Here is a 3,579-nt window from a genome sequence, read left to right on the forward strand (position 1 = left end):
GTTCGCCCCCAGCTGCGTCACGGTCACCACCGCCGCCAGCGAGGAGCCCTCCTCTCCCACCGTGGTGTCCCGTGAAGTGAGTCAGGAGCCGGAAGCCGCTCCCGCACCCGCCTGGGGCCGCGAAACCTACGGCGCTAGCGTCGGCTGAGTGCACCTCCAACCCCTTTGAGCAGCTTCTCCCCCGCCAGCTTTGGGGTGATCGGCCTGGGCCGCATGGCCCAGGCCTTGCTGTTTCCGTTGCTGGAGAGCGGCCTGGTGCCGCTGGACGGAGTGCGTGCAGCCGTGGCTTCCCAGGCCTCGGCCGATCGGCTGCGTGCCGCACGGCCTGAACTGGGCGTGAGCACCGCGGCGGCGGAAGCCTGGGGCTGTGCTGTGGCGCTGTTGGCTGTGAAGCCCCAGCAGCTGGAGGCCGTGGCGGCGGCCGCACCCGCCCCGGCGGCAGAGGAGCCGCCGCTGCTGATCTCGGTGTTGGCCGGTGTCACCGTGGCGCGACTGCAGCGGCTCTTCCCCGGTTGGCAAATCGTGCGGGCGGTGCCCAACACCCCTTGCCTGGTGCGTGCCGGGCTCACCGGCCTGGCCTGGGGAGAGGGCGTGTCTGCCGCTCAGCAGAGCTGGGTGGAGCACATGTTTGCGCAGGTGGGTGAGGTGCTGCAGTTGCCGGAGGTGCAGCTCGATGCCTTTCTGGCGCTCACCTCCTCGGGCCCAGCCTTTGTGGCGATGGTGGCTGAGGCCATGGCCGATGGCGCCGTGGCGGCGGGTCTACCGCGTCAGCAGGCGTTGCACCTTGCCGGCCGCACGCTGGCGGGCAGCGCCGTGCTGTTGGAGCAGCAGCAGCTGCACCCCGCCCAGCTCAAAGACATGGTGAGCAGCCCTGGCGGCACCACCATTGCAGGCATCCGCGCCCTCGAGCGCGGCGGCCTGCGCTCCGCCCTGATCGAAGCGGTGGTGGCTGCCGCTGAACGCAGCCGCCAGTTGGGCTGAGGTGCTGGTGGAATTAGGCCTTCTGGCCGATGCGTGGTTCGGTGCCCGCCAGCAGGCGTTCAATGTTGCTGCGGTGCCGCCAGAGCACCAGCACCATCGCCACCAAGGCGAGGGCCAGGTAGGCCGGCCGCAGCCCGGTGCCACTGCTGGCGAAGGAGCCGAGCATCAAGAGCGGCAGGCTGAGGGCGGCGGCCACGCTCGAGAGCGACACGATTCGCGAGAGCGAGATCACGGCCATGAACACGCCAAAGCAGGCCAGGCCCACCGGCCAGGTGAGACCCAGCAGCATGCCCAGCCCTGTGGCCACCGCCTTGCCACCGCGCCAACCCAGCCACACCGGCCAGATGTGACCGGCCAGCGCCGCTAGTCCCGTGGCCACCACCCACCAATCGCTCTCAGGGGTGATGCCGAGCGGTTGCAGCAGCAGTTTGGCCAGCAGCACAGCCGCAGTGCCTTTGAGCACATCCACCAAAAACACCACCAGGGCCGGACCTTTGCCGAACTGGCGCAGCACGTTGGTGGCGCCGGTGGAGCCAGAGCCAAGGCTGCGAATGTCCAGTCCCTTGAGCCAGAGGCCCGCCAGGTAGCCGCTGGGGATCGAGCCAAGCAGGTAGCCCGCCAGCAGGCAGAACAGAGGGGTTTGCAGCAGTGGGGTCACAGCAGGTCGTCTTCGAGGGCTAGTTCGGTGGGGCTGCCGGCGAAAGCCAGCCAGATGGGGAATTGAAGGATCGGCACCTCCACCGCGGCTTCGGCTGCATCCACCACGATGAAGGGGAGCTCGCCGCGCTCTTCGAGGCGATCGGCCCGCTCGATCAGCGCATCGGGGCGCTCGAACAGCACGATGCCGCTCTGGGGGCCAAAGTCTTCGCGGGCCAGGCCCAGGCAATCCTGTAGGCCGCGGCGCCACTCGCCCAGACGCTCGGGCGTGCCGGCCAGCACCAGGGTTTGAAAGCGTTCACCGTAGAGATCGCCCAGGATCGAGATCGCGGCTGCGGTGATCAAGGCATTGCGGTTGCGGCTGCCGCTGCTGGCTTGGGCGCCGCGTCCGCCCTGGTTGAGAAACCAGTCGTCGAGCAAGCCGGCCCCGGAAGCTTCGAGGCTGCGCCGCAGTTTCCAGGGATCGGCATAGAAATCCGGCTGGCCCTGAAAGCTCTGCAGCCGCTCGCGGATCAGAGGCGCATCGGCGCTGAATAGGCCCGCGGCCGCTGGTGGCGGGGTGCTGCCGCCGGCGGCGCTGCTGGTTGGCTGGGCTGCTGCCGCCTGATCCAGCGGTGAGGGCTGCACCACCAGCGGCTGCACCACCAGCTCCATCTGCTCGGCGGCGACAGCCAGCTCCTGAAGGGCTCCCACCAGGTAGTCCTGGAAGCCCTTCACCCGCCTGGCGATCGAATCCGACTGGCCGGCGAAGCTGTTGGTGATCTCCTGCTGGAGCTGATCACGGCGGCCGCTCAGCTCCTTGATCTCCGCTTCGAGCGCCTCGCGCTGCTGCTGCAGCTCGCGCAAGGCCAGCTCCTGCCACTGGGCAGGGGCGCTGTCAGGTGTGGGTGTCTGGACGTCGCTCATGGCTGGGCGCTCACGTGGAGGTTCAGCTGCTCGCGCAGGGTCTTGGGGTTGAACAGCACCGGCAGAAAGTGGATGCTGCGCTGCTCACGGAAATAAAACAGCACAGGGATGGGAGACCAGAACAGCGTCCAGCTCAGCCATTCGCTGTAGGGGAAGCGGCGCAGCACCGCGCTGCCGCGCCACACCAGCAGCGCATCGGCGCTGAACTGCAGCCGCAGGATCTGGCTCTGGATCAGAAGAAACAGCCCAAACAGGCTCACCACCAGCGACAGCCAGGGGTTGAGCAGCAGCGAGGCCAGCCCCAGACCCACCACCGCCAGGGGCAGCCAGGGGCTCGGCGCCAGGATCACGCCCTGGCTGGGGTCGGGCAGAGGTGCTTCAGCAGCGGTCATTGGCCGAACAGCAGTTGGGTGAGCACCACATCCATCAGCGACACGGTGACCAGAATCATCACAACCGCCCCGGTGGTGCTGGTGCCCACTTCCTTGGGGCCGCCGCGGGTTGTGAGGCCCCAGCCGCAGGAGATCACAGCGATCTGCAGGCCGAACACCACCGCCTTCAGCAGCATCGCCGGCAGATCCGAGGGCTCCATCCAGGTGCGCACGGAGTTCCAGAACACCGATGGCGGAATCTGATAGAGCAGTGTGCTGCTCACCTGGCCCGACCACATCGCCACTGCGAAGAAGGCCAGGCATTGCACCGGGGTCATGATCAACATCGCCAGCACCCGCGGCACCACCAGGTACTGCACGGGATCCGTGCGCAGCATGGTGATCGCATCGATCTGCTCGGTCACCTTCATGGTGCCGAGCTGTGCGGCGTAGGCCGTGGCCACCTTGCCCGTCACCAGGGTGGCGGTGAGGATCGGGGCGATTTCGCGGGCCAAGCCCAGGGCAAGGATGCCGCCCACCGTGGCGCCGGCCCCCTGCTTCACCAGTTCGGAAGCGGCCTGGATGTTGAACACAGTGCCCGCCGCCAGGCCGGTGATGATCACGATCAGGAAGCTGCCAGGGCCCGCCTCCATCAGCTCCACCA

5 protein-coding genes and 1 pseudogene are annotated in these 3,579 nt (G+C 68.0%); 2 read left to right on the forward strand and 4 right to left on the reverse strand.

Annotated elements, in window-relative coordinates; genetic code table 11:
- Positions 1-148: pseudogene (locus tag ACIQ2E_RS13325) on the forward strand (cell division protein SepF); the annotation flags it as partial.
- 17 nt (positions 149-165) lie between these two features.
- Positions 166-981, forward strand: a complete 816-nt coding sequence (proC, locus tag ACIQ2E_RS13330; RefSeq protein ID WP_398331469.1) for a pyrroline-5-carboxylate reductase — start codon at positions 166-168, stop codon at positions 979-981.
- Positions 982-994: 13 nt separating this feature from the next.
- Here the strand turns inward: proC and plsY are convergent, their stop codons facing one another.
- The 4 genes from plsY to ACIQ2E_RS13350 all read right to left on the reverse strand — a co-directional run.
- Positions 995-1,639 (reverse strand): glycerol-3-phosphate 1-O-acyltransferase PlsY, encoded by a 645-nt coding sequence (plsY, locus tag ACIQ2E_RS13335; RefSeq protein WP_398331472.1) that lies wholly within the window; start codon positions 1,637-1,639, stop codon positions 995-997.
- A complete protein-coding gene (locus ACIQ2E_RS13340; protein WP_398331475.1) occupies positions 1,636-2,544 on the reverse strand; it encodes a DUF3086 domain-containing protein in 909 nt (302 codons plus the stop codon). Before ACIQ2E_RS13340 ends, plsY begins: the two co-directional genes overlap by 4 nt.
- Positions 2,541-2,936: a DUF3119 family protein gene (locus ACIQ2E_RS13345; RefSeq protein ID WP_398331478.1), complete on the reverse strand. Its 396-nt coding sequence runs from the start codon at positions 2,934-2,936 to the stop codon at positions 2,541-2,543. The genes ACIQ2E_RS13340 and ACIQ2E_RS13345 overlap by 4 nt, the downstream gene beginning before the upstream one ends.
- The coding region (locus ACIQ2E_RS13350; protein ID WP_398331481.1) for an ABC transporter permease at positions 2,933-3,579 on the reverse strand (647 nt) is incomplete at its 5' end. The genes ACIQ2E_RS13350 and ACIQ2E_RS13345, both read right to left, overlap by 4 nt.

Origin of the sequence: Vulcanococcus sp., from assembly GCF_044369115.1 — a bacterium.
In the GTDB taxonomy this organism is placed as follows: domain Bacteria; phylum Cyanobacteriota; class Cyanobacteriia; order PCC-6307; family Cyanobiaceae; genus Vulcanococcus.